Source organism: Halomonas sp. AOP7-E1-9, assembly GCF_052376035.1.
GTDB lineage: Bacteria > Pseudomonadota > Gammaproteobacteria > Pseudomonadales > Halomonadaceae > Vreelandella > Vreelandella citrativorans.
Window position 1 is genome coordinate 1 of the sequence record NZ_JBQSVC010000013.1, and the last position, 23,896, is coordinate 23,896.

The 23,896-nt window shown below is 56.4% G+C and carries 23 protein-coding genes and 1 other RNA gene; 9 read left to right on the forward strand and 15 right to left on the reverse strand.

The features are described from left to right. The first annotated feature begins 350 nt into the window (after nucleotides 1-350). Nucleotides 351-1,376: an aspartate carbamoyltransferase gene (pyrB, locus tag ACT3R4_RS09185; RefSeq protein ID WP_441678721.1), complete on the forward strand. Its 1,026-nt coding sequence runs from the start codon at nucleotides 351-353 to the stop codon at nucleotides 1,374-1,376. A 15-nt stretch (nucleotides 1,377-1,391) separates the two neighbouring features. Here pyrB and ruvX read toward each other — a convergent pair whose 3' ends face one another. The 7 genes from ruvX to ACT3R4_RS09220 form a co-directional block, all read right to left on the reverse strand. Beyond that, entirely contained in the window at nucleotides 1,392-1,847 is a 456-nt protein-coding gene (gene ruvX, locus ACT3R4_RS09190) for a Holliday junction resolvase RuvX (protein WP_193057356.1), read from the reverse strand. Further along, nucleotides 1,847-2,404, reverse strand: a complete 558-nt coding sequence (locus ACT3R4_RS09195) for a YqgE/AlgH family protein (protein ID WP_193057355.1) — start codon at nucleotides 2,402-2,404, stop codon at nucleotides 1,847-1,849. Before ACT3R4_RS09195 ends, ruvX begins: the two co-directional genes overlap by 1 nt. A 66-nt stretch (nucleotides 2,405-2,470) precedes the next feature. After that, the gene (gene gshB, locus ACT3R4_RS09200; protein ID WP_441678719.1) at nucleotides 2,471-3,433 is read right to left on the reverse strand and encodes a glutathione synthase; all 963 of its coding nucleotides are present in this window, start codon (nucleotides 3,431-3,433) and stop codon (nucleotides 2,471-2,473) included. Between the two features lie 75 nt (nucleotides 3,434-3,508). Continuing rightward, a complete protein-coding gene (locus ACT3R4_RS09205) occupies nucleotides 3,509-4,201 on the reverse strand; it encodes a CvfB family protein (protein WP_193057353.1) in 693 nt (230 codons plus the stop codon). A 204-nt stretch (nucleotides 4,202-4,405) separates the two neighbouring features. After that, nucleotides 4,406-5,161, reverse strand: a complete 756-nt coding sequence (locus ACT3R4_RS09210; protein WP_441678717.1) for a 16S rRNA (uracil(1498)-N(3))-methyltransferase — start codon at nucleotides 5,159-5,161, stop codon at nucleotides 4,406-4,408. A 2-nt stretch (nucleotides 5,162-5,163) separates the two neighbouring features. Then, complete coding sequence (gene secB / locus ACT3R4_RS09215; protein WP_192526736.1) at nucleotides 5,164-5,676, reverse strand: protein-export chaperone SecB; 513 nt, start codon at nucleotides 5,674-5,676, stop codon at nucleotides 5,164-5,166. Nucleotides 5,677-5,726: 50 nt separating this feature from the next. Next, nucleotides 5,727-6,149 carry a rhodanese-like domain-containing protein gene (locus tag ACT3R4_RS09220; protein ID WP_087106922.1) on the reverse strand — a complete coding sequence of 141 codons (423 nt, stop codon included), beginning with the start codon at nucleotides 6,147-6,149 and terminating at the stop codon, nucleotides 5,727-5,729. 285 nt (nucleotides 6,150-6,434) lie between these two features. On the opposite strand from ACT3R4_RS09220, the gene gpmI reads away from it, so the two are divergent. From gpmI to ACT3R4_RS09235, 3 genes are all read left to right on the forward strand, one after another. Next, entirely contained in the window at nucleotides 6,435-7,997 is a 1,563-nt protein-coding gene (gpmI, locus tag ACT3R4_RS09225) for a 2,3-bisphosphoglycerate-independent phosphoglycerate mutase (RefSeq protein ID WP_441678715.1), read from the forward strand. 20 nt (nucleotides 7,998-8,017) lie between these two features. Next, nucleotides 8,018-9,154 (forward strand): murein hydrolase activator EnvC family protein, encoded by a 1,137-nt coding sequence (locus ACT3R4_RS09230; RefSeq protein WP_441678713.1) that lies wholly within the window; start codon nucleotides 8,018-8,020, stop codon nucleotides 9,152-9,154. 124 nt (nucleotides 9,155-9,278) lie between these two features. Then, a complete protein-coding gene (locus ACT3R4_RS09235; protein WP_441678711.1) occupies nucleotides 9,279-10,580 on the forward strand; it encodes a S41 family peptidase in 1,302 nt (433 codons plus the stop codon). Here ACT3R4_RS09235 and ACT3R4_RS09240 read toward each other — a convergent pair. From ACT3R4_RS09240 to ACT3R4_RS09255, 4 genes are all read right to left on the reverse strand, one after another. Further along, nucleotides 10,577-11,830 carry a UbiH/UbiF/VisC/COQ6 family ubiquinone biosynthesis hydroxylase gene (locus tag ACT3R4_RS09240; RefSeq protein ID WP_441678709.1) on the reverse strand — a complete coding sequence of 418 codons (1,254 nt, stop codon included), beginning with the start codon at nucleotides 11,828-11,830 and terminating at the stop codon, nucleotides 10,577-10,579. The two genes, ACT3R4_RS09235 and ACT3R4_RS09240, sit on opposite strands and share 4 nt — an antisense overlap. 99 nt (nucleotides 11,831-11,929) lie before the next feature. Beyond that, nucleotides 11,930-13,159: a 2-octaprenyl-6-methoxyphenyl hydroxylase gene (gene ubiH / locus ACT3R4_RS09245; RefSeq protein ID WP_441678707.1), complete on the reverse strand. Its 1,230-nt coding sequence runs from the start codon at nucleotides 13,157-13,159 to the stop codon at nucleotides 11,930-11,932. Nucleotides 13,160-13,248: 89 nt separating this feature from the next. Then, complete coding sequence (pepP, locus tag ACT3R4_RS09250) at nucleotides 13,249-14,586, reverse strand: Xaa-Pro aminopeptidase (protein WP_441678705.1); 1,338 nt, start codon at nucleotides 14,584-14,586, stop codon at nucleotides 13,249-13,251. A 15-nt stretch (nucleotides 14,587-14,601) separates the two neighbouring features. Further along, on the reverse strand, nucleotides 14,602-15,180 hold the full coding sequence (locus tag ACT3R4_RS09255; RefSeq protein ID WP_087106933.1) for a UPF0149 family protein: 579 nt from the start codon (nucleotides 15,178-15,180) through the stop codon (nucleotides 14,602-14,604). Nucleotides 15,181-15,341: 161 nt separating this feature from the next. Here ACT3R4_RS09255 and ACT3R4_RS09260 point away from each other — a divergent pair, with 161 nt between their 5' ends. The 3 genes from ACT3R4_RS09260 (at nucleotide 15,342) to ACT3R4_RS09270 (ending at nucleotide 16,511) form a co-directional block, all read left to right on the forward strand. Continuing rightward, nucleotides 15,342-15,641, forward strand: a complete 300-nt coding sequence (locus ACT3R4_RS09260; RefSeq protein WP_441678703.1) for a cell division protein ZapA — start codon at nucleotides 15,342-15,344, stop codon at nucleotides 15,639-15,641. A 53-nt stretch (nucleotides 15,642-15,694) separates the two neighbouring features. Continuing rightward, a non-coding RNA gene (gene ssrS, locus ACT3R4_RS09265) (6S RNA) lies at nucleotides 15,695-15,878 on the forward strand. A gap of 6 nt (nucleotides 15,879-15,884) precedes the next feature. Beyond that, nucleotides 15,885-16,511, forward strand: coding sequence for a 5-formyltetrahydrofolate cyclo-ligase (locus tag ACT3R4_RS09270; RefSeq protein ID WP_441676483.1), 627 nt, complete (start codon nucleotides 15,885-15,887; stop codon nucleotides 16,509-16,511). A gap of 390 nt (nucleotides 16,512-16,901) precedes the next feature. On the opposite strand, the gene ilvA is transcribed toward ACT3R4_RS09270, so the two are convergent. Continuing rightward, nucleotides 16,902-18,416 carry a threonine ammonia-lyase, biosynthetic gene (ilvA, locus tag ACT3R4_RS09275; protein WP_441678701.1) on the reverse strand — a complete coding sequence of 505 codons (1,515 nt, stop codon included), beginning with the start codon at nucleotides 18,414-18,416 and terminating at the stop codon, nucleotides 16,902-16,904. A gap of 181 nt (nucleotides 18,417-18,597) precedes the next feature. Between ilvA and rpiA the strand changes: the two genes are divergently transcribed. Beyond that, nucleotides 18,598-19,269, forward strand: a complete 672-nt coding sequence (rpiA, locus tag ACT3R4_RS09280) for a ribose-5-phosphate isomerase RpiA (protein WP_193053417.1) — start codon at nucleotides 18,598-18,600, stop codon at nucleotides 19,267-19,269. A 4-nt stretch (nucleotides 19,270-19,273) separates the two neighbouring features. Here rpiA and waaA read toward each other — a convergent pair whose 3' ends face one another. The 3 genes from waaA to ACT3R4_RS09295 are packed head-to-tail and all read right to left on the reverse strand — an operon-like array spanning nucleotide 19,274 to nucleotide 23,086. Then, nucleotides 19,274-20,569 carry a lipid IV(A) 3-deoxy-D-manno-octulosonic acid transferase gene (gene waaA / locus ACT3R4_RS09285; protein ID WP_441678699.1) on the reverse strand — a complete coding sequence of 432 codons (1,296 nt, stop codon included), beginning with the start codon at nucleotides 20,567-20,569 and terminating at the stop codon, nucleotides 19,274-19,276. Next, nucleotides 20,569-21,999 (reverse strand): bifunctional D-glycero-beta-D-manno-heptose-7-phosphate kinase/D-glycero-beta-D-manno-heptose 1-phosphate adenylyltransferase HldE, encoded by a 1,431-nt coding sequence (hldE, locus tag ACT3R4_RS09290; RefSeq protein ID WP_441678697.1) that lies wholly within the window; start codon nucleotides 21,997-21,999, stop codon nucleotides 20,569-20,571. The genes waaA and hldE overlap by 1 nt, the downstream gene beginning before the upstream one ends. Beyond that, entirely contained in the window at nucleotides 21,989-23,086 is a 1,098-nt protein-coding gene (locus ACT3R4_RS09295; protein WP_441678695.1) for a glycosyltransferase family 9 protein, read from the reverse strand. The genes hldE and ACT3R4_RS09295 overlap by 11 nt, the downstream gene beginning before the upstream one ends. Here ACT3R4_RS09295 and ACT3R4_RS09300 point away from each other — a divergent pair. After that, nucleotides 23,085-23,828: a 3-deoxy-D-manno-octulosonic acid kinase gene (locus ACT3R4_RS09300; protein WP_441678693.1), complete on the forward strand. Its 744-nt coding sequence runs from the start codon at nucleotides 23,085-23,087 to the stop codon at nucleotides 23,826-23,828. The genes ACT3R4_RS09295 and ACT3R4_RS09300 overlap by 2 nt on opposite strands. The last annotated feature ends 68 nt before the right edge of the window (nucleotides 23,829-23,896 follow it).

Below are 23,896 nucleotides of genomic sequence, written 5' to 3' on the forward strand. Positions count from 1 at the left end.
CGGAGCCGCTTGCCTCAGCGAGGAAGGCGTATTCTACGCTTTTCCTGATGTTTGTCAACCGCTGTTTTCAGCGGGTGAAGCAAGCGACTTAAACCTCGCTAACCTCCTGACAAACCGAAGGTTTTCACCTTCTTCACCGCTGGTAACGCTGGGCGTCCCCGGCAGCGGATGCGTACTTTACGGATTCGCCGGGCGTTTGGCAAGGGGCTGGGTGAAATATGTTTGAAAAACATCAGCAGCCTTTTTTATAAGGCCGTGAAAGCACTTCGGCGAACCACGTATTGGCGGTTACACTACACGCAATCACTTCATCTACCCACTTCGCCTTCTACTTCAACATGAGGTCCATGATGAGCCCCCATCTGCTATCCGTTGACTCCTTAAACCGCGACAGCGTTAACCACCTTCTTCGTGTTGCGGCCCAAATGGAGCCCATTGCCCAGCGTCGTCAGGTTACCCGTGTTCTTGAGGGAGCCGTTTTGGGCAACTTGTTCTTCGAAGCCAGCACGCGCACCCGGGTAAGTTTTCATACGGCGTTTTGTCGGTTGGGCGGCAGCGTATGTGATACCACAGGCTTTACATTCTCATCCATGGCCAAAGGCGAGTCGCTTTACGATACCAGCCGGGTAATGAGTGGCTACTGCGATGCGATTGTCATGCGTCACCCGGATCAAGGCTCTGTTGCCGAGTTTGCGGCGGCGACGAATGTACCGGTGATTAACGGCGGCGACGGCCCTGGTGAACACCCAAGCCAAGCCCTGCTGGATATCTATACGATCGATAAGGAGTTTCAGCGATTAGGCAAATCGCTTGGCGGAGCACATATTCTGCTGACCGGCGATCTCAAGTATGGGCGTACGGTGCACTCTCTGATCAAGCTGCTTTCTTTATACGATCCGTTACGTATCACACTGGTATCGCCGCCCGGGCTTGAAATGCCTACTGCACTGATTGACCTGGTCACATCACGCGGGCACCAGGTAGAGGTACGCGATCATTTAGCCACTGACTTCAGTGATCTGGATGTTGTGTACACCACGCGAATTCAGAAAGAGCGCTTTACCGAAGAAATGAACGAGAACTTCCAGGGCATCTCGGATGACTTTATAGTCAACAAGGCGTTTCTGGATCAACGCTGCAGTGAGTCGACCATTGTTATGCACCCGCTGCCCCGCGATAGCCGCCCCGGCGCGAATGATTTGAACGTGGATCTTAACGGCGACCCGCGCCTGGCGATCTTTCGTCAGACAGATAACGGCATCGCCATGCGGATGGCCATCTTTGCAACGCTGCTGCACGTCGATTCACTGATTGAGAAAGACCTTCACCCGGTGCGCTGGTTTGTACCCAGCCAGATCGGGACACTGGATCGCTAACGCTACTTATATACGCTAGAGAGCAGAACGCCCATCGGGAAGACCTTCCTGATGGGCAAACCAGCCTTCCAGAATCAACACCGCCGCAATGCCATCGACGCTCTCTTCGCGGTAGTTGCCTCGGTGACCCGCTTCACGGGCAATCAGCTTGGCTTCGCGGGTAGAGCCACGTTCGTCTACCATTACGCAGGGTTTGCCATAGCGCCCGTGTAAACGGTTGCCAAACTTGCGGGCACGCTTACTCATGTCCGACTCGCTGCCATCTATATTGAGCGGTAAGCCAACCACCAGAAGGTCCGGCTGCCACTCTTTCAGCAGTTGCTCTACTTTATTCCAGTCGGGGATGCCGTCACGTGCAGTAAGTGGGGAAAGCTCGCGGGCGCTTTTTAAAAGCTCATTGCCCACGGCGACCCCAATACGCCGCGTACCGTAATCAAAGGCAAGAATTAAGCGTTGGCCAACCTCTGCCATCACGCGTGCCCTGCATCACGAGTCATCAGGTATAGATCCACTCCTAACAATCCTGCGGCAGCCGTTAAGCGCTCAGCAGGTGGCGTGTTGAACAGCACGTCCGTCTGGCCCTCAACCGTCAGCCAGCTATTGTCCTTTAGTTCATCTTCAAGCTGACCGACCTCCCAACCCGCACAGCCCAGACAAATCAGAAAGTGCTCAGGACCTTCACCGTTAGCTAGCGCCTGAAGAATATCCATAGAGGTCGTCAGTGCCACACCATCCTCTACCTGAACGCTGGAGTCCCACTCCTGGCTATCGCCAAGATGGAGGATAAAGCCGCGATCCTTGTGCGTAGGGCCACCGTAATAGACCGGAGCATTGCGGTGGGGGCTGTCTTCCCCCCCCAGCTCCAACTGATCAAACAGTGCATCCAGCGTCATATCCAACGGGCGGTTGGTGATAACCCCCATGCAGCCGTTATGGTCATGATCACAGAGGTAGATCAGGCTGCCCACAAAGTCAGGATCATCCAGATGCGGCATCGCCATTAAAAAATGGTGTTTCAAACTTTGCATGCGTCTCCTACGGCCTGCTGACATAGCCAGCAGACCTTTCTTATCATCAAGTGTGAATCAGGCGTATCAAGCAGCGCTCAAGCGGCGTTCGATGGCATCCAACAACAGGCCCGCGATATTCGTGCCGCGCTGGTCATCAATTTCACGCACGCAGGTGGGGCTGGTAACGTTAATTTCAGTGATGTAGTCGCCAATCACGTCCAGCCCTACAAACATCAGGCCTTTTTCACGAATCATTGGCTGTACTTGCTCAATCAACCAGTAATCACGCTCAGTGAGATCACGTGCGACACCACGGCCACCGGCTGCCAGGTTGCCGCGCGTTTCACCAGCCGAAGGGATACGCGCCAGCCCAAAGGGCACCGGCTCGCCGTCCACCAGCAGGATACGCGTGTCGCCGTCTTTAATGTCAGGCAGGTAGCGCTGAACCATAATCTGGCGCTGACCACGCAGCGTTAGCTGCTCAATGACCGCGCCAATATTGCGGCCATCAGGGCCGATATGGAAAATCCCGGTGCCGCCCATCCCGTCCAGCGGTTTGAAAATCACATCGCCGTGCTCGGCATGAAAGGCCCGCAGCACATCATCGCGGCTGGCCACCATGGTGGGCGTACAGCACTGAGGAAACTGCTGGGCAAACAACTTCTCATTACACTGTAAAAGTGCTGAGGTTGGATTAACAATGAGCACGCCTTCACGCTCAGCAAAGCCCAAGAGGTGGACCGCATTGGTGAAGTCAGCATCCACCGGCGGGTCTTTACGCATTAACACCACATCAAGCTCAGCCAGTGGCCGGGCAGCCGCTTCACCCAGGTCGTACCAATGGTTAGGGTCGCGATGCACGGTTAGTGGTCGCATGCGTGCGTAGGCTTGCCCCGCCTGTAAGAAAAGATCTTCCTGCTCCATATAGTGCAGGATATAGCCGCGTTCCTGGGCCGCCCACAGCATGGCTATGGTGGTATCTTTCTTGTAAGCGATGTCGCTGATAGGGTCCATCACGACGCCGAGATGCAGATTTGATTGACTCATCGGGGCACAATCCATACGTAAACAATAGGTAGGCAGTATGCCGTACTGCCTGTCAAGCTCCAACCATTGGCGCCGTTACGGGGCAAGCGCGCCCGGCACCAGCCGTATCGCGTCAGGCTCCAAGGTAATCAGTTGCTGCTTATAAAGCCGCCCAATGGCTTGTTTAAACGCACTTTTGCTCACACCCAACCGCGCTTTAATCGCGTGGGCGTCACTTTTATCGCCCAGCGGTAGATAGCCGCCGCTTTCACGCAGTGCTTTGAGTATTTTATCGCCGACGACGTCTAGCCGCGCCGCGCCTGGCGGCAACAGAGAAATATCCAACCGGCCATCCTCACGGCGCTGCTTGACGTAGCCTTTTAGCGTCTGCCCGCGGCGCAGCGGCTGAGAAATATCATCCTGGTAGATTAGCCCCCAATAGCGGTGATCAACCGCTACTTTCATACCGAGGTCGGTGCGGTCAGCGACCACGACGCTCACCTCATTACCCTTTTCAAGCGCCCAGGCATCATCGGTTAAAAAGCGATCAAGGCGCATGGAGGCCACAGGACGCCCCTGATCATCTTCATACAGCATGACCAGCACCCGCTTGCCAGGATCAGGCCGGAAGATTTGCTCGCTGTACGGCAAGAGAACGTCTTTGGGCTGCCCCCAACGCAAAAACGCGCCCGTGTTATTAACGGTCACAACAGTTAAATACGCCACTTCGCCTAACTGGGCAGAGGCATCGCTTGTAGCGCGAGGAGGAGTCGTTGATTCACGGACCATGGGTGCCGTCCTTAAAAAGTGAGTCTATAGTATGGCGCCTGAGGATCACCGAGCAAAGCAGCTGGCCCGCTACGTAGTGATGGCCGCTGCTTAACGCATGGCGGGCTAATGGCTACTCATTCACACTTGTGAAGCCTATAGCGAATGCTAACGCTAAAAAGCAGGCCATTGAGGAAGGGGATCAATGAAGATGTTAGTAAGCGCTTACAAATCACCAAAGTAGTGCTGTAGAAGGGTCAAGGCAACCACCGGGGCTGTTTCCGTACGCAGAACGCGTGGCCCTAGCGTTAATGGCGTAAAGTCAGCTGCCTGAGCGGCTGCAATATCCGTCTCCGTTAAGCCACCTTCAGGGCCAATTAAAAGTGCGGCGGCCTCAGGGCGTTCCGGCTGATCAAATGCATTGCCTGTTGCCAAGTGCAGCATCAGGCGAAGCGGCTCCTGGCGGGCACTTAGCCACTCAACAAGGCTTAGCGGCGAGTGCACGGTCGGCACTACCGCCCGGCCACTTTGTTCGCAGGCGCTTGCCGCAACAGCCTGCCAATGGGCCAGCTTTTTGGCTTCACGGTCACCTTTTAAACGTACATCACCACGCTCAGTATACAGTGGCGTGATAGCAGCGACGCCTAATTCAACCGCCTTCTGGATCGCATAATCCATCCGGTCGCCTTTGGAGATCGCCTGGCCAAGGTGAACGGCAAAGGGCGATTCCCCCTCACCGGCCCAAACGGCGTCGATAACCGCCGTCGTATGCTTACGCCCTACGTCGGCCAAGCGGACGCCCGCTTCATTGCCCTGGCCATCGAACAGCACCAAAGGCGCGCCTTCACCCATGCGTAGCACGCGGGTGACATGGCGCGCCGGGCCTTCCGGCAGCACTATCTCCTGACCTACTGCAAAAACAGCCGGTACGTGGAGGCGAGGCATTTTGCCATGCAAGGCATACCAGTCAGCAGCGTACATGCTTAGTGTGTACTTACTTCGGCTTGGCTTTCCTGTTGCGCTTCGCGCTGCTTGCGCTGGGCGTACATGGCTTCGAAGTTTACCGGTGCCAACATCAGCGGCGGGAAGCCACCACGGTTGACCAGGTTATCGACACACTCACGCGCGTAAGGGAACAGCAGGTTGGGGCAGAACGCACCCAGTGTCTGCTCCAGCTGAGCACCTTCGATGCCCGAAATACGGAATAAACCCGCTTGTTCAACCTCTGCAAGAAAAGAGGTGGTGCCGGTTTCGGAATCGTTTACCTGAGCAGTTACTTTTACAACCACTTCATACTGATCATCAGCGATTTTAGTGCTGGTGGTATTAAGATCCAGATTCACCTTCGGCTTAAACGCCTGCTTGAAAACAGACGGTGAGTTAGGCGCTTCAAAGGAGATATCTTTTACATAAATACGCTGCAAAGAGAACTTCAGCTGGGGCTTATCGCCTGACGCTGCTGCATCAGCCTGCGGGGTGTTGTTATCTTCCGCCATGGGGAAACTCCTCATTGTTCATTGAATGAATAGTATAAAGGTGACAGCGCTTACTTCTTAACGACGGGGAGGCTATCGGCCTGCCACTGCGCCATGCCACCTTTCAATTTAGTCACACGCTCGAAACCTGCCTTGGCAAGCTTGGTTTGAACCGCGCCTGCACTTTGCCCATGCTTGCATACGACAATGATCGGCTGGTTTTTCACTTTATCCAGCTCGTTCATACGGTTATCAAGCTTGTTATGGGGAATGTTACGTGCGCCAGCAATATGCCCGGTTTTGAAGTCTTTGCTTTCACGAATGTCCAGCACAACCGCATCTTCTCGGTTGATGAGCTGGGTGGCCTGAGTTGAGGTCACCGCATTGGTTGAAGCACTACGCGTTTCATAAATAAGCCACGCTACTAGCACCAGCAAAAACGCCCCAACGAGCAGGGGGTGGTTCTGTACGAATTCGAACAGCTGATCGATCATCGCGAACACAATCTCTTGGTCTATGCAGAAAAAAGCGGCAACGCCGCCGTCAAAACGCGATAAGTATACACGTCACAGGGCACCCCGCGCAGGCCTTGCTCATGACGCCCGGCGGTCGCCTACGTTATGATGCCCCAAGCGTGCATCAGTCGCGACCCTGATCACAAGGTGTTGTTTGAAAATAACGTGAGTTGACTCACCTTTTTAAACCTCTTTACTTTCAAACAGCGCTTTCTTTGCTGACTGTTTTACGCCGCTTGGATTACTCAACCGAACGAGGTTCTTATGGCTACGTCTACTCCGCGTCCCGTCGCGCTGATCATTCTTGACGGTTATGGACACAACCCCGATAGCGCCAATAACGCGGTAGCATCGGCCAACACGCCCGTGATGGATGCGCTTTGGGCGAATCGACCGCACGCGTTTGTGCATACTGACGGCCACCACGTAGGCCTGCCCGATGGGCAAATGGGCAACTCAGAAGTGGGCCATATGAATCTGGGTGCCGGACGCATCGTTTATCAGGACTTCACACGGATCACCAAAGCCATTAAAGAGGGCGATCTGGATGTTAACGAAAACCTGACACAGCCGATTGATGATGCCGTGGCCAATGACCGCGCCGTTCATCTGCTGGGCTTGCTCTCTCCTGGCGGCGTACATAGCCATGAAGATCATTTCATCGCGATGGCCGAACTGGCGGCTCGCCGCGGCGCGCAACGTATCTTTATTCATGCGTTCCTGGATGGCCGAGACATGCCGCCTCAAAGCGCGCTGGCTTCTATCGAACGTGCTAATGCCCGCCTGGCTGAGCTGGTAGGCGCTGAAAATGGTTTTGTTGCCTCCATTATTGGCCGCTTTTACGCCATGGACCGTGATAACCGCTGGGAGCGGGTAGAAAAAGCCTACCATCTGCTGACCGAGGGCCAGGCTGACATCTATGCCACCAGCGCCGAAACCGCGCTGCGCGACGCCTATGAGCGCGGCGAAACCGACGAATTTGTACTGCCAAGCTGCGTATTGCTCAACGACAAGTGCGTTACCTTGCAAGACGGTGACGCCGCCCTGTTTCTTAACTTCCGCTCTGACCGCGCGCGCGAACTTACCCGCGCATTTGTAGAGCCTGACTTCAGCGGCTTTTCGCGCAGGGCCTGCCCATCGCTGGCGGGCAAGGGCTTGGTCATGTTGACCCAGTACGCAGCGGACATTCCTGCACCGGCCGCGTTTCCGCCATTTGATCTCAATGACACCCTGGGCGAGGTCGTCGCCAAGCGCGGTTTGACGCAGCTGCGTATTACCGAAACAGAGAAGTACCCCCACGTTACCTTTTTCTTCTCGGGTGGCAACGAAGCCGAGTATGAGGGCGAAGAGCGCATTCTGGTGCCCTCCCCTCGGGACGTGAAGACCTACGACGAAAAACCCGAGATGAGCGCTTACGAGATCACCGACAACCTCGTTGAGGCTATCGACAGCGGCCGCTTTGACTTCATCGTATGTAACTATGCCAACGGCGATATGGTGGGCCATACCGGCGACTTTAACGCGGCGGTAAAAGCCATTGAAACGGTCGATATCTGCGTTGGCCGCGTTATTGAAGCGATTGAGCGCGCTGACGGTGCTTGCCTGGTAACCGCCGACCACGGTAATGCCGAGCAGATGGTGCATCCGGTCACAGGCGCCCCCCAAACGGCCCACACCACCTTTGTGGTACCGCTGGTTTACGTGGGTGAGCGAGCCGGCACGTTAAGCGATGGCCGCCTGTGCGACCTGGCCCCGACACTCTTGACCATGATGAATCAACCGGTTCCCGAGGCCATGACCGGGAACCCGCTGATTGATTTCACTTGATCATACCGTTGCGACGTCCTGTGCGAACCGCGTTAGTACTGGGTGCGCTACTGGTCATTGTGTACTCACCGGCGGGTTTGGCCCAGTCGGATGAGCAGGCAACACGCCAGCAGTTGGATGCGCTTGGCCAGGAAATTGAGTCGCTTACGCAGCGGCTCAGTACAACAGGAGAAGCACGGGACAGCGCCGAACGTGAACTACGCGAGGTTGAAACGGAGCTGGCCGACACTCACCAGCGGCTGGATGCCTTACAGGCCGAGCGGCGCCAGTTGGACGATGAAATGAACCAGTTGCGCCAGCATCGCGACCGCCTGGAGGACGAGCAAGCCAGCCAGTACGCCGCCCTTAGCCAACAACTCGCGGCGCTTTACCGGCTAGGGCCGACGCCACAGCTCAAGCTGCTGCTGAACCAGGGCGACCCGGCCGAGCTTGACCGTATGCAGGCTTACCTGAACCGCTTTACTCAAGCACGCAATGAACGTCTTGCCGATATTGCCCGGCTGGATACCGCGCTTGCCGATACGGAGCAGGCCCTTAACGAGCGCCAAACGCGCCTGGCCAGTGTCGCCACCGAGCTGGATGCGCAGCGGGTACGGCTTGCTGAGCGCTCCTCCGACCGGCGCAACGTCGTGGCCACGCTGGATGATCGCTATGGTAGCGAAGCTGATCGCCTGGCGGACCTTAACGATAACCGGGAGCAGGCCGAGCGTAAGCTGCGTGAAATTCAGGAGGAACTAGCGCGCCTGGATGCCCCCACGCCCAGCACTCAGATTACCCGTACTCAAGGGGATCTGCCGTGGCCCGTGCAAGGTGCCATCACCACAACATTTAATCGTCGTGATGGCGTTCACTATAACGGTATTGTCATCCAGGCAAGCGCCGGTACGCAGGTAAATGCCGTGCACACCGGGCGGGTGGTATTTGCCGACTGGATGCGCGGCTTCGGCAACCTGCTGATTATTGACCATGGCGACCAGATCATGACGCTCTATGCTCACTTACAGCAGTTTAGCGTACGTCCTGGCCAGCAGGTCAGCCGTGGCGACGAAATTGGCCGCGTAGGCGACAGTGGTGGACAATCAAGTAATGCGCTCTACTTTGAAGTACGTCAGAGTGGCAAACCAATTAACCCACAGCGTTGGATTGCGCGCCGCTGACGGGATAAGCTGAACCGTATTAGGTTCTGTCTGAAACGTTGCCGAACGCAGACACTTTTCAGACAGAACGGTAATGTCAACTTGGGGCAGCTTTAAACACTGCCTAACGCCTTGCGGAGTCTGCATGACGCTATTTGTTAACGAAGTACCGGCCTCTGCCAAGCGCCTTCTGGTGACTCTACTTCCTGTTGCGCTATTGTCGGCACCGCTACCGCTGTTTGCCCAGCCCGCCAACCAAGCGGCAGCTGATGAATTACCCCTTGAAGAGATCCAGACCTTTGCCGAGGTGTTTGAACGTATCAAGCGTGGCTACGTTGAAGAGGTCGATGACCGCACGCTACTGCGTAACGCCATGCGCGGTATGCTCAGCGAACTCGACCCTCACTCCGCCTATCTTGATGCGGAAGAGTATCAAAGTCTGCGCGAAACCACCCAAGGAGAGTTTGGCGGCATTGGTATAGAAGTTGGCATGGAAAACGGCCAACTCCTGGTGATCACCCCGATTGATGATACGCCCGCCTCACGGGCTGGTCTGCTTCCTCGGGATGTTATCGTTGCCATTGACGGTACGCCGACTGAAAGCATGTCGCTTCAAGAAGCCGTTACGCTAATGCGCGGCGAACCAGGCAGCCAGTTGCGCATGATGATTCTACGCACGGGAGAGGATACCCCGCGTGAGTTCAACCTTACCCGTGAGGCCATCCGCAGCGAAAGCGTTAAGCATGAGCTTCTTGAGCCCGGCTATGGCTACCTGCGAATTAGTCAGTTTCAGTCGCGTACGCCAGAACAGGCACGCCAGGCAATAGAGCGCATGACGCGCGAACAGCCACTGGAAGGGCTGATTCTTGACCTGCGCAATAATCCCGGCGGTGTGCTCCAGGCGGCGGCCGGTGTAGCAGACCTGTTTCTGGATAACGGCCTGATTGTGTATACCGAAGGCCGGCTTTCCGATACCGCCATGTCATTTTCAGCCTCACCCGCCACGCCCGCCAGTGATATTCCGCTGGTCGTGCTGATTAACAGCGGCAGCGCTTCGGCCGCAGAAATTGTGGCGGGTGCGCTTCAAGACCAACGCCGCGGCGTCATTATGGGCACAGACAGTTTCGGAAAGGGTTCCGTTCAGCAGGTCATGCCGCTGGGTAATGGTGAAGGTTTGAAACTCACCACCGCGCTTTACTACACGCCAAACGGACGCTCCATTCAGGCGCAGGGCATCGCGCCCGATGTAGAAGTAGTGCGGGGCCGTCTGGAAGTCGCCGAAAGCCGCCCGGAGCTTCGCGAGGCGGACCTTGGCGGCCACCTGGATGCACAGCAGCCCGCCACCCAGACACGTTCATCCGCGACCGCGCGGCTACGCGATGACTACCAAATGAGCGAAGCGCTCAATCTTCTCAAAGCGCTTAATGTGGTCGACCGCCGCCGTTAGCGGCAGCTATGCGGCAGGCGCCCCCGCTCTCCGGTGGCCTGCCGCATTACGCTACGTTTAACAGGACTTAACTGATTCATACCGCTCATGCCGAGATTACGGGCCAGTGTAAAGAGCGGCATTTGGGTACCAAACAGCTCCCTGAACCCTTTCATCAGCCCTAACATGGCACTGTTATCCAAGCGCCGCCTGCGCTCATAGCGTTTCAATGTTGTTAACTCACCCCACGGGGCACCGCGCTTCCAGGCGCTAACCACTTCTTCAGCCAATACCGCGGCATCCATCAAACCGAGGTTAACGCCCTGCCCTGCCAGCGGATGAATGCTGTGCGCCGCGTCGCCGGTCAGCGCGAAGTGCGGCAATACATACTGCCTTGCATGACGCTGTACCAGCGGGAAGCGATAAACACGATCACACACCTCCACCTCGCCCAAGCGATAACCAAACGCCTCGCCCAGCGCTTTCCCTAACTCATCAGGCGTAAAATGGCTGAGCGCCAACGCGTGCTCGGGCGTGGTCGACCAAACAATCGAGCAATAGCATGCATCGTCCTCTAGCGTGATCGGCAAGAAGGCCAGCGGGCCGCTCTGCGTAAACGCTTGCCGCGCGGTGCTGCCGTGTACATGAGCACACTTGACGGTTGTGACCACAGCCTCCTGACCCATATCGTCGCTGGTGATCTCTATTTCGGCCAGCTCACGCAGGGTCGAACGCGCACCATCTGCCGCTACCAGCAGCGGTGCATGCAGCTTGCGCGCATCGTCCAGCACTAGCCAACGACCTGTCGATGAGGTTTGTAGCGCCTGAACCCGGCAACCAAAAAAATGCACTACCCTAGGATGATCCAGTACAGCATCATTTAGCGCCGCTTGAGTAATTGCATTTTCAACAATATGCCCAAGTACAGGCACCCCGGCTTCATCGGCCGAAAATTTGATTTCACCACTGCCGTCCGCATCCCATACCTGCATATAGCGGTACGGCGTTACTCGGCATTCAGCCATGGCAGGCCACACGCCCAGATGGGTTAACAGGCGCTGAGATACTGGTGTTAATGCACTGACTCGTGGCGCGGGAAGTGTCTTGTTAACGGCTTCCCAGCACTGGGGTTCATGTCGCGCTTCCACCAGTGCCACACGCATACCGGCTTGTGCCAGCAAGGCTGTTAGCGCCGTCCCCACCATGCCTGCGCCCACGACAATAACGTCAAAATTTTCTGTCCCCGCAGTGTCTGTCGCGTGCGTATCCATAACGCTCCTATCCGAGCCCAGCTCTTAGAGCTCTGTTCCTGTTGAGCCAAATAGCTGGCTAAGCGTTTGGCATCTTTAACATTAAACAGCGAGGCATGCCTAACGCTCCACCCCCATCGCGCGGCGCGCCAGGCTTCGACGCAGCGGCCCTACAAGGTTAAGACCGATGAGCCCGGCTGCCCGAGCGTGAGGCAGAAATGGTAACGAGTGTCCGAACAGGCGCACCAACCCGTCGCTAAAGCGAATGACATTGCGGCGATCACGTGCACGCTTCTGCTCAAAGGCCTGCAGCGTCGTCATATCACCCAGTGGCTGCCCGGCCTGTTCGCCCTGCTCAAGCGCTTCAACCAGGTCCATAATACCGCGTAACGCCAGGTTAAAGCCTTGACCGGCAACAGGGTGCAGCGCATGAGCCGCATTCCCCAGGACCGCCAGCCCCGGACGAACCGGCTCTTCTGCCGTTATCAACGAAAGCGGGTAGCTGTAGCGTTTTCCTACGCGAGTGAAACGCCCCACCCGATCACCAAAGGCGCTCTGCAGCTGGGCAAGAAACTCACGGTCCGGGAGCGCCATTCGAGCATGTTCCTGACCGCTGGGGTGTGTCCATATCAGCTCCATTGCCTGGCCTGGCAAAGGCAACAAGGCAACCGGTCCTTCCTGGGTGAAGCGCTCATAGGCAATGCCCTTGTGTGGTTGGCTGATGCCCACATGGGTAATGAGTGCTGTCTGCTCATAGGAATTATGGCGACTGTTGATACCCAACTGCTCTTTAAGCCCCGAACGCCCCCCATCGGCCAGCACGGTTAAGGCGGCGCGCAGCTCGCTGCCGTCAGAAAGGCGCAGATAGTGCCCGCCACCTTCTGGAGCGAGCTTTTCTACCCTGGCTGGGCAGTACCAATCGACCGGCAGCGTTTTAAGGTGGCGGTGAAGGACACGGCCCATCCAGGCATTGGGGATAACATGGCCTAGCGCATCGACGCCTAATTCCTGAGCACTGAGCCGCGTCGCTCCCAAGCGGCCACGCTCACTGATATGAATATACCGAATAGGGGTTGCTTCGCCCTGCATGGCATCCCAAATGCCCAACTGTTGGAAACGCTGTGCTGAACCTTCAGCAATGGCGCTTGCACGCGCATCAAAGCTCGGCTGCCAACTCTCTTCAAGAGGCGCTTCATTAACCGGCGTCGCTTCGATAATGGCGACTTTCCAGCCATAACGCTTGATAAGCGGGGCCAGTGCACAGCCCAGGCTGGCGCCCACTAATCCGCCCCCCACAATCACGATATCGTGTGTGGTCGTCTTTACTGACGTATCCGTCGACGACGGCATTAGCATCTCCTGTCACCTGGCGCACCGCCATACCGTAATGGCGTAACGTAAATTACATAATTGATATTCAGGCAGTCAATATACGCTTATTATTTAACCATTAGCGCTTCAATGTCAGCCATGTCTTTAGGTACTCCCGCCGTAAGATTTTCATACCCTTCGTCGGTCACTACGACGTTATCCTCAATCCTGATACCGATTCCACGGTACGCAGATGGAACATCCTCTTCGTCGGGAATGTAGAGTCCTGGTTCAATGGTTAACACCATGCCCGCGACTAAAGGTCGTGGCGTCTTTTCATCCAGCCGGTAGCTACCGACATCGTGGACATCCAGCCCCAGCCAGTGGGACGTAGAGTGCAGGTAAAAACGCCGGTAGCTTTCATCATCAATTCGGGCTTGAGCATCGCCTTCAAGTAACCCCAACGCAATCAACCCAGCCGTTAAATCCTTAACGACGTTCTGATGAACATCAACAAGCGTTGCCCCAGGTTTTATCGCGGCGACTGCGCGCTCCTGGGCGTCCAGTACGACTTGATAAAGGGCCCGCTGAGCCTCGGTAAACCGGCCGTTTACCGGAAAGGTACGGGTGATATCTCCGGCATAAAGCCCAAACTCGGCCCCTGCATCAATTAACACCAGGCTATCGTTGGTTAGCGCTGCACGATTCTCGATATAGTGTAATACGCATGCGTTCGCACCGCCGCCCACTATCGTACTGTAAGCAGGACCACTGCCGCCCTGCCAGACAAACTCATGTTCAAGCTCGGCCTGCAGCTGATACTCGTAAAGCCCTGGACGCGATGCCTGCATGGCACGCACATGGGCCTTCGCTGAAATCGCTGCGGCATGGCGCAGCAGAGTAATTTCTGCCTCGCTTTTTATTAGCCGCATCGCATGAATCAGCGCGCTGACATCCAGCCAGCCTTTGAGCGGGGCCCGCCCACGGCGCAACCCCGCCAGAGCGGTGGAGAAAGCCTCTTCGGCAATACCCAACGCATCGGGATTATCCAAGGGCACGTACAGCAGTTCGCGGCCCTCCAGCAGCGCTGGCAGCTGTGCCTCGCGGTCAGCATTTTCAAACGCCTGGTCGATGCCGTGCTCCGCTTCAACGCCCCGGGCGCCCAAACGGCGGCCTGTCCAGGCTTCCATCGTTGGGTCGCGGTCCTGGCAAAACACAATGCTCTGCCCGGCATCATGACCGGGAAGCAGCACCAGCAGCGCATCAGGCTCAGTGATTCCCGTCAGATAGTAAAAATCACTGTTTTGACGAAACGTGTACTCACTGTCGTGTGAACGGGTAACCAGTGAGGCACCAGGCAGCACGACAGCGGCGTTGGCGGGCAACTGCGCGATCAAGGCGTCACGGCGAGCGCGATACTCTTCGTTGCCAATCGCAGGCGGCCGGGGAAGTAACTCAGGCAACATACAACCTCCGAAGAATTAGTGAACGGGCGCGTCGGCTTGCTCAACCTGGGGCTTACCCGGATGCTGCTCGGTATACAGCAGCATGGCGGCCATCCGCACGTGCTCTGTCAGGGCAAACAGGTCATTCTCATTTTCAGGGCTGTCGTCAATATCTGTTTCGATATGGCCTATGCCTGCCAAATCGTCAATCGCCTCACTCAGCGTTTGTGACCAGCGTTCGCGAAGCTCGCCATCCACTACTTCCTCGACGACTTCCATAAAGCCCAGCGTCCACTCTTTTAGCCCTTGGGCTTGCTCGCCCAGCGAGAACAGCTCATCGGGGAGTAGCGGCGCATAGTTCAAGTCGCTGGCGCTGAGCGCCTCCAGCGTTTGGCGACGCCAACCTAGCAGGCGTTCTGCACTGGGCTGGTCACGCGGTTGCTCAACCCCCAGGCTTATGCAGACCTCTTCAAGCCATGCCTCGGCACTTACATCGCGCAGCGCTAAAAGGGCGCTTAAACGTCCGTCTAAAAAGGCCGGTGACTGCATACTTCCATGCAGCAAAAAAACATCGGCCACGTCAGAAAAATCCTGGCGCTCATCAATCAATGACATAGTAATAACTCGCTGTGTAATAGTGATTCATACGTTAATGCGTCCTGGACACTTGCGCGTTGACCCCGTACAAGCGCCTCTCTTATAGTGAGCGACGACTGTTTTCCTATGCCATGATGTTAACGCATTGGGCCCCTCGCTGGCCCGCGCTGGAGCTTTAAATGAGTAACGCCAAGCGGCCAACGAAAGAAATTACCCTTCTCGGGCGCAGCTATGTCATTGCCTGCGATACTGGGGAAGAAGCCAAGCTTGATCGCGCCGCTCGCTACCTGGACCGCGCCATGAGCGGTATCCAAGCGCAAAGCGGCACCCTGGGCAGTGAGCGTGTCACGTTGATCGCGGCGCTTAATATCACTCATGAACTGCTTGAAGCTTTGGATGAGCACCGGGCAAGCGACGCCAGCTTGAACAAGCTAAATGACCGTCTTGAGCGGGCGTTGGAAAAAACCCGCCAGCCTTAGGCAACCTTTCACTCAATACTTTGGCATAGCCGCTGGCTCTGTTAGGATAGCGGGGTTCTCTGGGGTGTACGCCAGTCGTTATAGTCCCTCGAGCCTATGCGCAGTACCCAGGGGGCCAATTGCTAGCCAGACCCGTGTGCATGTCCGTGCGTCGGAAAGCCTGACGGTTTGGCTGCGGCCACCCACTCTGAACCAGTAGGTTCAGGGCCAGAATGACAGCGGCACTCTGGGGAACACTTATTTATGGAAAGCCTGCATCATCCTGAGGCCAAGCGCACCCTGCGCCTTACGCTACGCCGACAACGCCTCGCCCTTTCAAAACATGAGCAGCGCCAAGCCGCTCTACGCCTTTGCCAACAGCTCAAACGTTTGCCTGAAGTTCAGCGCGCCAAGCGCATCAGCCTCTATTTACCGGTTAACGGTGAAATCGACCCTACGCTTTTACTACCCTGGCTCCGTCAGCGTAATGTCGACGTTTATCTCCCGGTTCTGCGCCCGCTAAGCGATAACTCACTGTGGTTCGTTAACTACCACTCGACGACGCCCATGGTAAAAAACCGCTTTGGGATTCTTGAACCGGATACCCGGTTTGGCGCTCACCGCCACAATCGGTTGCCCGCTTGGGCGCTGGATACGCTCATTGTGCCGCTGGTAGGGTTTGATGCCGAGGCGAACCGCATGGGAATGGGGGGCGGCTTCTACGACCGCAGTCTTGCGTTTATGCGCAGGCAAGGCCCGGCGCCTGCCTTAATTGGCGTTGCCCACGCCTGTCAGCGTGTCGAATCGCTGCCAGTTGAACCCTGGGATGTGCCGCTAACCGCCGTGGTTAGCGACGAGAGTATCGTGCGTGCTGGCAAAAAAAAGAGCTGACTCTCGTAAAGTCAGCTCACACTACCTTTTGGCAAATGGCTGCGATGCCTTAAGCGTTACGTTTAACTTCCCGATAACGCCTGTGCATAGCCAGTGGCGAGTACGCCTAACAAGAACACTACTGTTAATGCCATTACCATATCAGGCTTTTTCCGCCGCATGCCGATTCTCCAACGCCTTTCGCCAATGCATTAATGCATCACCCACCTGCGTTTTAGAAAGGGCGACGCACCACATAAATATCGTTGACGACTATAGGGCCATAAGGGCATCAATGACAACGACAAAACAGGCTGTTTTTTTGCTTATTTAGACATTTTGATAACTCATGAGCCCTTATTGGCCCTGAATTTTGCAGTTAGCGAGCACTTACCCACCTAGCAAAACACCCTAGGCCATGAACAGCTGGTAAGCCGGGTTGTCGCTTTCACGCCAGTAACGATAGCCAATCGCATCCAGATAATCTGCCACATGAGTTTGGTCACTGCCGGGAACCTGCATACCCACCAGGACGCGACCATAAGCCGCACCGTGATTACGATAATGGAACAGTGAAATATTCCAATCATGGGGCAGTTGAGTCAGGAAATTCATCAGTGCCCCCGGGCGTTCAGGGAACTCGAAGCGGTACACTTCTTCTTCAAAGCGCTCGCTGGGCCGGCCACCGCTTAGATGGCGAATATGCAGCTTGGCCAGTTCGTTATCGGTTAAATCTTCCACCTGATAACCACCATCGCGCAGCTTGGCGATCACGGCCTGACGATCTTCACCGCCCGGCTTTACTTGAATCCCTACAAAAATATGCGCGTCGCTTTCGTCCGCATAGCGGTAGCTGAATTCGGTCACCATGCGCTTACCCAGCGCCCGGCAAAACTTTTTAAAGCTGCCGGGTTTTTCATCAATGGTCACCGCTAAAATAGCTTCGCGCTGTTCGCCAAGCTCGGTACGCTCGGCAATATGCTGTAGTCGATCAAAGTTGGTATTAGCGCCGGAGTTAATACATAACAGCGTTTCTCCCTCAGCGCCGGTTTGCTGTACATATTTTTTCAAGCCGGCAAGCGACAGCGCTCCGGAAGTTTCAGCAACGGCACGGGTATCGTCAAAGATGTCCTTGACGGCGGCACACATCTCATCGGTATTCACCGTAATGACATCATCAACCAGGTCCTTCACCAGCGAGAACGGTGCCTCGCCAATTTGAGCAACCGCGACACCTTCGGCAAATACACCGACCTGGTCGAGCACGACGCGCTCGCCCGCCGCCAAAGCGGCTTTTAGACAGGCGCTGTCTTCCGCCTCTACACCAATAATCTTGATATCAGGACGCAAGTACTTCACGTACGCCGCCACGCCTGCAATCAATCCGCCGCCGCCGACAGGCACAAAAATAGCGTCCAGACGCCCGCTGTGCTGACGCAGAATCTCGACACCTATCGTGCCCTGGCCTGCAATCACATCAATGTCATCAAATGGCGGAATATAGGTGTAGCCGTGCTCTTTGATCAACTCTTGAGCATGCTCGGCAGCAGCGGCAAACGCATCGCCTTTCAGCACGACTTTTGCCCCTCGAGCACGTACCGCCTGCACCTTGATTTCCGGCGTAATACGCGGCATCACAATCACCGCTTTCACGCCCATCAGTTTTGCCGCCATGGCAAGACCTTGTGCATGATTACCCGCAGACGCCGCAATGACACCTTTTTCCTTTTGCGCCTCGGTGAGCTGAGCCATTTTGTTATAGGCGCCACGAATCTTGAACGAGAACACCGGCTGTAGGTCCTCACGCTTAATCAAAATCTGGTTGTTAAAGCGACGCGACAAAAAGGGAGCGGGGGAGATCGGGGTCTCACAAGCGGCTTCGTAAACGTTGGCCTGGAGAATCTTTTTGACGGTAGCTTCAAGCATGCAGGTATCCAATGGAAAATCGTGAGTGAGAGTACGCGTTACGGCGAGGGGTTAAAACACTAACAAAGCCTGTATTGGTAGCAGATTACGCCTACCGACGTCTACTGTGTTTCCATCGGCAGCCAGCGCTTTGGTCGGTATACTAACGCAATAACCCTCCTCCTCTGACCTGGAAAAACACATGACTCAAGATGAACTCAAAGCCGCCGTCGCAGATGCGGCAATTAAAGAGATTGAATCAGGATTGGAAAAGGACACCGTACTGGGCATTGGCACTGGCTCAACGGCTAATTTGTTCATTGATCGATTAGGGCCGTTTCGCGACCGTTTTAAAGGCGCGGTGGCAAGCTCAGAAGCCAGTGCCAAGCGTTTGGAAGGCTTGGGCATTGAAGTGTTTGAACTCAACAGCGTAGGCACCGTCCCCTTCTACATCGACGGCGCCGACGAAGTAAATGCTCACTTACACATGATTAAAGGAGGCGGCGCCGCACTTACTCGCGAGAAAATCGTGGCGGCCTGTGCCGAGCGTTTTATCTGCATCGCCGATGGCTCAAAGTACGTGGCAACGCTGGGCGACTTCCCTTTGCCGGTGGAAGTCATTCCCATGGCACGCTCTTACGTGGCCCGTGAGCTGGTGAAGCTGGGTGTCGACCCGGTCTACCGTCAGGGCGTCGTCACGGATAACGGCAATCATATTATCGACTGTTTTGATTTTATGATTGAAGACCCGGTTGCCATGGAAGCGCGCATTAACGCCATTGTCGGCGTTGTGACCAATGGCTTGTTTGCCGCGCGCGGGGCCGATGTATTGCTGCTGGGTAAAGCAGGTGGTGTTGAGCGTATCGTGCGTTAAGGGCTTATCGTTCAGCGCTTGAGAGCACCTCAAGGCCCTCCAGGATGCGTGCAAGCGCACCCTGCTGCGCTTTGATAGCAGATTGGCCAGCCTGGCCTTCTTGAAGACAGCGCCTGGGGTCGACGAAGCGGCACTGCAAGGCATCGACCAGCGCATCGACATCCGCCACCAGCGTAAGTGCGCCAGCCGTTTCCAGCGGCTCGACCACATCAGCAAAGTTTTCGATAAAAGGACCGCTGAGCACGGGTTTGCCCAGCGCTGCGGGCTCGAGCACGTTGTGCCCGCCTAGCGGCACCAGGCTGCCGCCAACAAATGCCACCTGGCCTGCACCATAGAGAACAGCCAGCTCACCCAGCGTATCGCCTAGATACACTTGGGTAGCCGGGGTAACAGACTCGCCCTGGCTGCGCCGACTTGTCTCCCATTTCTCCGTCTCACACAGTGCTGCGACCTCATCAAAGCGTTGAGGGTGGCGCGGTACAAGCACCAACAGGGCGTCAGGAAATTGATGTAGCAATTGCCGGTGTGCTTCCAGCAGTAGCGCCTCTTCGCCATCACGGGTAGAACCGGCGACCCAGACAGGCCGCCCTTCCCACTCTAAAAGTAAGCGCTCACTTTCAACCGAGCCCATTGGTGGCAGACCCACTTCAAACTTTAACGACCCCACCACCGCCGTTTTATCGGGCGCAGCGCCTAGCGCTTCAAACCGCTTGGCATCGTCAGCAGACTTGGCTGCCAGCCAATCGACATTGGCCAGTGTGCGGGCCATTAGCGGGGCAATTTTCTGATAGCGCTTGAACGCTCGAGGCGAGAGCCGTCCATTGACCACCGCAACCGGCGTGCCATGTTGCTGACACGCGTGAAGCAGATTAGGCCAAAGCTCGGTTTCAAACATGATGGCAAGCTCAGGTGCTACGCGGTGCACAAACCGTTTGGCCGCACCGGGAAAATCCAGGGGTAGAAAGCAGTGCGCGAGTCGGGGGCGGTGATCAAGCTGCTGCTCGATCAATGCCTGCGCCTGCTGTGCGCCCGTAGCGGTCATGGTGGTTAACAGCAGGTTGTGGCGAGGGTAGCGGACGAGCAGGCCCTCTATCAGCGGGCGGGCCGCACGGACCTCACCTACCGAGGCACAGTGCAACCAAATACGCGGCGGCGTAGGCAGCTTACCAAGGCGCCTGCCCAGCCGCTGCCAACGTGAGTAAGTAGGTACTTGCTCACGCCAGATGCGCCAGCCAATCAGTGGTGAAAGCGCATAGAGCGCCGCAGAATAGCCAAGGCGCGGCCAGTTAATTCGCCCCATTATCCCTCGCGGTCCAAAATGGAGCTAATCATCGCCGAGGTGGATACGCCGTCCTCGAACCCGAGCACTTTAACGTCTCCTCCATTGGCTCGAACGGCGTCTCCACCGGCAATATCGTCTGGGTGGTAGTCACCGCCTTTTACCAGGATATCAGGCAGAACGGTTTCGATCAGCGCTTGCGGCGTATCGTTACTAAACGGCACAACCCAATCGACCGCGCCCAGGCCAGCCAGCACCTGCATACGTCGATTGAGCGGATTAATCGGCCGCTTGGGCCCTTTAAGACGGCCAATGGAGGCATCGTCATTTACCGCCACAATCAGGCGATCACCGAGGCGTTTTGCCTGCTCTAGGTAACCCACATGCCCTGCATGCAGAATATCAAAGCAGCCATTAGTCATGACGACCCGTTCACCGCGTAGCTGTGCCGCACGCACAGCCTCAACGAGAGGCGCCTGTTCGATAACCCCAAACTCGGCGAGCCTATCGCCGTGTAACGCCGTATAAAGCTCGGCTATTGAGAGTGTCGCGGTGCCTGGCTTGGCAACCACCAGACCCGCGCCCAGATTCGCCAGCATCATGGCTTCGGGCAAGGCATGACCCGCGGCTAACGCGAGTCCCATTAAGCCAATGACCGTGTCACCGGCCCCGGTGACATCAAACACTTCCTGAGCGCGCGTAGGTAAATGAATGGGCGGCTGGCCTTCGCAAATCAGGGTCATGCCTTTTTCACTACGAGTGACCAGCAGGGCTTCCAGCTCAAGCTCGGCGCGTAGCGCTTCGCCCCGCATGGCAAGCTCAGCATCGCTTGCGCAGTGGCCTACCACGGCTTCAAACTCTGCAAGGTTAGGCGTGATCAAGCTCGCGCCGCGATACTTACTGAAGTCTTGCCCTTTGGGATCAATCAGAACGCGCTTGCCATGCGCACGCGCTTGGGCAATCAGTCGCTCCACCTGGTTGAGCGTGCCTTTACCGTAGTCAGAAAGGATCACAACATCGCAGTCCGGCAACGCCTGTTCCACCTGGGCCAATAAATCGCCGATGTCGATGTTATCCAGGCGTTGTTCAAAATCCAGCCGCAGCAGCTGCTGGTTACGACTCATCACACGCAGCTTGGTAATCGTGGGCACGTCGGGGCTGCGCTGAAAGTGAGTATTTACATTGGCTGTATGCAGCCGAGTTTCCAATAACACCGCGTTGTCGTCATCCCCGACAACGCCTGCCAGGGCTGCATGGCCGCCTAAAGAGGCCACATTCAGCGCCACGTTGGCCGCGCCACCGGGGCGGTCGTCGGCCTCTTCAACACGCACGACCGGCACGGGGGCTTCGGGAGAAATGCGCGACGTGCCACCGTGCCAGTAACGGTCAAGCATGACATCGCCGACGACCAGTATGTGGGCATGTTCTAACGCGGTTAAATCAACTTTCATGAGTAGATCCTGCAACTGTGTCTGACGCTGTATGCGCAAGGAGCGTATCCAGCTGGGCAATAACGGTCTCGGTTTTAATGAGCTGCATCGCATCCTGGTGGCGCACCCGCTGCCCCCAGGAGACCTCGCCCACCGATTTATGTAGGTAGGCATGCACCGCATCCGGATACGCATTGACGGCGAAATCACGCCAGCAATAGGGCGCCGCCCGCTCCGGATTGGTGGTGGCATACAGCCCCAGGGTGGGCGTTCCCATCGCATTGGCCATGTGGGCGGGGCCGGTATCCGGCGCGATCACCGCACGCGCCTGGCCAATCAGGGCCAACACGCCTTTCAATGACGTGCCGCCTATCGCATTAATCACGCTACCCGGCTGGCATAAGGCTTCAATCTGCTCGCCTATTTCGCGCTCAAGCGTACTGCTTCCCCCAGTCAGCACGCTTTTTAGACCATGGTGTCTCCAGGCGTGTTCGATAACGCTGGCGTAACCTTCCACCGACCAATTGCGGAAATTGCGCAAGCGGGCATTACTACACGGGTTGATGACAAGATAAGGCGATTCACCACTGATGACCCGCGCCTCTTCATAGGCCATCGCGGGTACCGGCATGTTCCACTCCAGGTGATCGTCCTTCACACCCAGAAGGCGAGCAAAATCCATAAAGGATTCCAGCACATGCGCCTTGGGATGCGGCGCCAGCTGATGCTGGGTAAACCAGTGCTGGGCATCCTTGGCGCGAGCCTTGTCATACCCTACGCGTACATTGGCTTTTAGGCCCAGAGAGAGCACGCTGGCGCGAATCGCCTGCTGCATATGCAGCAGTACATCAAAGCGTGTATCGGCAAGCTCGCGCCACAAGCGGCGCATTCCGGCAAGGCCGGTCGACTTGTCGTACACGACAAACTCGACCCCGGAAAGCCCCGCCAGTAGACTGTGCTCCCCCTTGCCGATAATCCAGGTAATGCGCGCTCGTGGCCACTGGCGCTGCAGTGCGCGTACCGTCGGCACGAGATTGCACACATCTCCCAAGGCGGAGAGGCGCAAAATAGCAATGTGGTTGGGTTCAGCAGGCAACGAGGGCTTCATGCGCTTAACGGCACTCCGGCAAAAAAATAGTCTGATGTTACATGATGCAGACAGTTTAAGTGACGCACCGGGATCACACCAACTATCACATCCTATCGGGCCGGCCCTGTTCACGGCCAACTACTGGCGCCAGCAAGGCCTGGTGGTGGGTGAAGCACCCGGCCGGGGCAGCAGCCTTTTTCTACAGGCAACGCCGACCCAGCAGTGGGTGCTGCGCCCCTATCGGCGCGGCGGCATGGTCGCCAGGTTGAGTGAAAAGCGCTATCTATGGACAGGTGCCGAGCATACCCGCGCCTTTCGAGAACTGCGCTTAACCGCCACGCTGTTTGAACAGGGCCTGCCCGTTCCAGCCCCGGTTGCCTGCTGCATCACCCGCTATGGCGTCACTTATGAAGCGGCGCTATTAACGGTAAGGGTCCCCGGCGCTCAGGCGTTAGCCGCGCTGCTTGCTGAAAACAGCGCCGATAATGCGCTGCTTGCAAGGGTAGGCGCGATGATCAAACGCTTTCATGATACAGGGCTTGATCATGTCGACCTTAACGCACGCAATATACTGGTCGATCCGGCAGGAGAACCGTGGTTGATTGATCTGGACCGCTGCCGCCTACGCCCTCCAGGCAAATGGCAAGCTGCTAATCTGGCGCGCCTTTCCCGCTCAGTGATGAAGTTTAACGCACCTCACGCCATAACCCCTATCCGACAAGGCTATGCTGAAAGGGCACTCACTGGCAGGGAAAGCTAAATATATCCGCCAAGCCTAATGACCTAAAGTATCTTCCTTACTAACGCCTTATTCTTATAAAATACTGA

Bases quoted from the DNA above. Each gene is read 5' to 3' on its own strand.
- ACT3R4_RS09235 (WP_441678711.1), top strand. From the start codon at position 9,279: ATGACGCTATTTGTTAACGAAGTACCGGCCTCTGCCAAGCGCCTTCTG.
- ACT3R4_RS09220 (WP_087106922.1), bottom strand. From the start codon at position 6,149: ATGATCGATCAGCTGTTCGAATTCGTACAGAACCACCCCCTGCTCGTT.
- ACT3R4_RS09255 (WP_087106933.1), bottom strand. From the start codon at position 15,180: ATGTCATTGATTGATGAGCGCCAGGATTTTTCTGACGTGGCCGATGTT.
- ACT3R4_RS09295 (WP_441678695.1), bottom strand. From the start codon at position 23,086: ATGAAGCCCTCGTTGCCTGCTGAACCCAACCACATTGCTATTTTGCGC.
- ACT3R4_RS09270 (WP_441676483.1), top strand. From the start codon at position 15,885: ATGGAAAGCCTGCATCATCCTGAGGCCAAGCGCACCCTGCGCCTTACG.
- ACT3R4_RS09300 (WP_441678693.1), top strand. From the start codon at position 23,085: ATGCGCTTAACGGCACTCCGGCAAAAAAATAGTCTGATGTTACATGAT.
- secB (WP_192526736.1), bottom strand. From the start codon at position 5,676: ATGGCGGAAGATAACAACACCCCGCAGGCTGATGCAGCAGCGTCAGGC.
- waaA (WP_441678699.1), bottom strand. From the start codon at position 20,569: ATGGGGCGAATTAACTGGCCGCGCCTTGGCTATTCTGCGGCGCTCTAT.
- ACT3R4_RS09205 (WP_193057353.1), bottom strand. From the start codon at position 4,201: ATGGTCCGTGAATCAACGACTCCTCCTCGCGCTACAAGCGATGCCTCT.
- gpmI (WP_441678715.1), top strand. From the start codon at position 6,435: ATGGCTACGTCTACTCCGCGTCCCGTCGCGCTGATCATTCTTGACGGT.
- ubiH (WP_441678707.1), bottom strand. From the start codon at position 13,159: ATGCCGTCGTCGACGGATACGTCAGTAAAGACGACCACACACGATATC.
- pyrB (WP_441678721.1), top strand. From the start codon at position 351: ATGAGCCCCCATCTGCTATCCGTTGACTCCTTAAACCGCGACAGCGTT.
- hldE (WP_441678697.1), bottom strand. From the start codon at position 21,999: ATGAAAGTTGATTTAACCGCGTTAGAACATGCCCACATACTGGTCGTC.
- ACT3R4_RS09260 (WP_441678703.1), top strand. From the start codon at position 15,342: ATGAGTAACGCCAAGCGGCCAACGAAAGAAATTACCCTTCTCGGGCGC.
- ruvX (WP_193057356.1), bottom strand. From the start codon at position 1,847: ATGGCAGAGGTTGGCCAACGCTTAATTCTTGCCTTTGATTACGGTACG.
- gshB (WP_441678719.1), bottom strand. From the start codon at position 3,433: ATGAGTCAATCAAATCTGCATCTCGGCGTCGTGATGGACCCTATCAGC.
- rpiA (WP_193053417.1), top strand. From the start codon at position 18,598: ATGACTCAAGATGAACTCAAAGCCGCCGTCGCAGATGCGGCAATTAAA.
- ilvA (WP_441678701.1), bottom strand. From the start codon at position 18,416: ATGCTTGAAGCTACCGTCAAAAAGATTCTCCAGGCCAACGTTTACGAA.
- pepP (WP_441678705.1), bottom strand. From the start codon at position 14,586: ATGTTGCCTGAGTTACTTCCCCGGCCGCCTGCGATTGGCAACGAAGAG.
- ACT3R4_RS09195 (WP_193057355.1), bottom strand. From the start codon at position 2,404: ATGCAAAGTTTGAAACACCATTTTTTAATGGCGATGCCGCATCTGGAT.
- ACT3R4_RS09210 (WP_441678717.1), bottom strand. From the start codon at position 5,161: ATGTACGCTGCTGACTGGTATGCCTTGCATGGCAAAATGCCTCGCCTC.
- ACT3R4_RS09240 (WP_441678709.1), bottom strand. From the start codon at position 11,830: ATGGATACGCACGCGACAGACACTGCGGGGACAGAAAATTTTGACGTT.